Source organism: Pseudomonas sp. PDM18, from assembly GCF_014852585.1.
In the GTDB taxonomy this organism is placed as follows: domain Bacteria; phylum Pseudomonadota; class Gammaproteobacteria; order Pseudomonadales; family Pseudomonadaceae; genus Pseudomonas.
In genome coordinates this window covers 1-210 of the sequence record NZ_JACVBX010000065.1, presented here as the reverse complement: position 1 = coordinate 210, position 210 = coordinate 1, and the positions used below count along the sequence as shown (strand labels likewise).

Annotated in this window: 1 protein-coding gene; it reads left to right on the top strand. The window is 66.2% G+C overall.

Annotation, left to right across the window (positions count from 1 at the left end; translation table 11 throughout):
• The coding region (locus IB274_RS30275) for an Ig-like domain-containing protein (protein WP_192436310.1) at positions 1 to 210 on the top strand (210 nt) is incomplete at both ends.

The window sequence follows — 210 nt, the reverse complement described above, 5'->3', positions numbered from 1 at the left end:
ATCACCGCATCGACGCCACCTTCGTCGCCACCGACATTGCCGGCAACAGCGCGAGCGCCAGTGCCAGCCACAACTACGCGGTCGACGTTACTGCGCCGGTGGCCCAGCTGACCATCAACGCCGTGGCCGGTGACGACATCGTCAACCTCGACGAATCGAAGGCCCAGCAGACCATCAGCGGCAAGGCCACCGGCGAGTTCATGGCCGGCG